The sequence below is a fragment of the Nocardioides sp. genome (assembly GCF_034670285.1).
Taxonomy (GTDB): Bacteria; Actinomycetota; Actinomycetes; order Propionibacteriales; family Nocardioidaceae; genus Nocardioides.
Window position 1 is genome coordinate 1 of sequence record NZ_JAXMNS010000575.1, and the last position, 1,647, is coordinate 1,647.

3 protein-coding genes are annotated in these 1,647 nt (G+C 70.2%); 1 reads left to right on the forward strand and 2 read right to left on the reverse strand.

Going from position 1 to position 1,647, the window contains the following annotated elements; translation table 11 throughout:
* Positions 1–360 (forward strand): hypothetical protein (locus VOI19_RS19205; protein ID WP_323794529.1); only part of this gene is annotated, 360 nt, incomplete at its 5' end.
* Between the two features lie 6 nt (positions 361–366).
* Here VOI19_RS19205 and VOI19_RS19210 read toward each other — a convergent pair.
* Both VOI19_RS19210 and VOI19_RS19215 read right to left on the reverse strand, forming a co-directional pair.
* Complete coding sequence (locus VOI19_RS19210; RefSeq protein ID WP_323794530.1) at positions 367–966, reverse strand: TetR-like C-terminal domain-containing protein; 600 nt, start codon at positions 964–966, stop codon at positions 367–369.
* Between the two features lie 61 nt (positions 967–1,027).
* The coding region (locus VOI19_RS19215) for an enoyl-CoA hydratase/isomerase family protein (RefSeq protein ID WP_323794531.1) at positions 1,028–1,647 on the reverse strand (620 nt) is incomplete at its 5' end.

Below are 1,647 nucleotides of genomic sequence, written 5' to 3' on the forward strand. Positions count from 1 at the left end.
GTGGCGGTGGGCAACCCCGCCCAGGGCTCGCTCCTCGGGCTCGACCCCTACCGACCCGGTGTCAGCGAGCTCAGCTGGTCCTGCCCCGGCCTGCCCTCGGCCAACGGGGTCGATGCCTACTTCCACCAGCTGCCCGAAGGCGCCGGCGACGGCAAGCACTCGGTCACCGTCTCTGCCTCGGTTCCGCTGGGTGAGTACCTGCTGTTCTTCTACGACGAGGACTGCGCGCCGATGGCGGGCGGGGAGTTCATCCTCGACGGAGAGAGCAAGGCGATCCCGCCGGGCGCGATCTACAGCGGGTTCCTGCTGCTGTACGGCGCCGGGGCGAGCTTCGAGCTGACGGTCACCGAGCCACGCTGATCGATCTCAGGTGTGCGGGGAGTCGAGCATCGCTGCGGCGACGGCTCCCCGCACCACCTGCTCGAAGACGTGCTCGAGGTCGTCGATGCCGCCGAAGTAGCCGCTGACCTCGAGCGAGACGAATCCGTGAAGGGCGCTGAAGACCGCCATACCGGTGCCGAGGATGTCGTCCTCGGCCAGTCCGGTGGAGCGGATCATCACGCCGAGGGCCTCGATCACCCCGCCGGCTGCCTCGAAGAACGCGTCCCGGTCGATCGGGGCGCGGGTCAACGCGGCGTACCGTTGGGGGTAGGTGCGAGCGAAGTCCCGGAGCTGGTGGCACAGCGCCTCGATGCCGTCGGCGCCGGAGCGCCCCATCGCCGCCCGCTGGACGTGTCGTCCCATCGAGGCCATGGCCCGGACCTGGATCTCCGAGCGGAGGTCCTCCAGGTTCGTCACGTGGTTGTAGAGCGAGGACACCCGGGTGTCGAGCTCGGCGGCGAGCAGGGTCATCGAGAGAGCGTCGTAGCCGTCGCGGTCGACCAGTCCCTCGGCAGCCACCACGACGGTCTCGTGGTCGAGGCGCGCACGCCGTTCGGGTGCTGCGGTGGTCGTCTCGACCGACATTGTTCCGTCTCCCCAAGAATAGGCTTCGTGCTGGCACGAACCACTATAGGCGCAGTCGGAGTCAGAGCCCGCTGAAGTCCGCCTCGCGCCCCTCGGCGAACGCCGCCAGCGCCTCCAGGTTGGCGGGGCCGCCCATCAGCTCGGCGAACGCGGCGTTCTCGCGCTCCCGTGCTGCGGCGATCTCGGCGCGCAGCGGCTCGGTGATGGTCCGCTTGACGGCCATCAGCGACGAGATGGGTCGCGTCGCCAAGGTCTCGGCGTGCCGTCGCGCCTCCGCGAGGAGGTCGTCGGGCTCGCAGAGTCGCCAGACGAGCCCCATCTCGCGGGCCTGCTCGGCCGAGATCCACTCCGCCGACAGCAGCATCCATGCGGCGTTCTGTCGGCCGACCAGCAGCGGGAGCAAGTAGGACGAGGCGGCCTCGGGCGCCACGCCGAGGCTGGTGAAGGGGCACTTGAGTCGGGCGGTGGTCGACATGAACGCCAGGTCGGCGAAGCCGAGGATCGTGGCGCCGATCCCGAGGCCGACGCCGTTGACCGCGCAGATCAGCGGCTTGGGGAAGGCGACCAGGGCGTCGAGCAGCCCGAGGAAGCCGTGGGTTCCGCGCTGGAAGCTCGGGTCGGTGGCCATCTGGTGCATCTCCAGCAGGTCGGTGCCCGCGCTGAAGCCGCGCCCGGCACCGG

Coding starts and splice junctions, on each gene's coding strand:
- VOI19_RS19210 (WP_323794530.1), bottom strand. CDS start 966: ATGTCGGTCGAGACGACCACCGCAGCACCCGAACGGCGTGCGCGCCTC.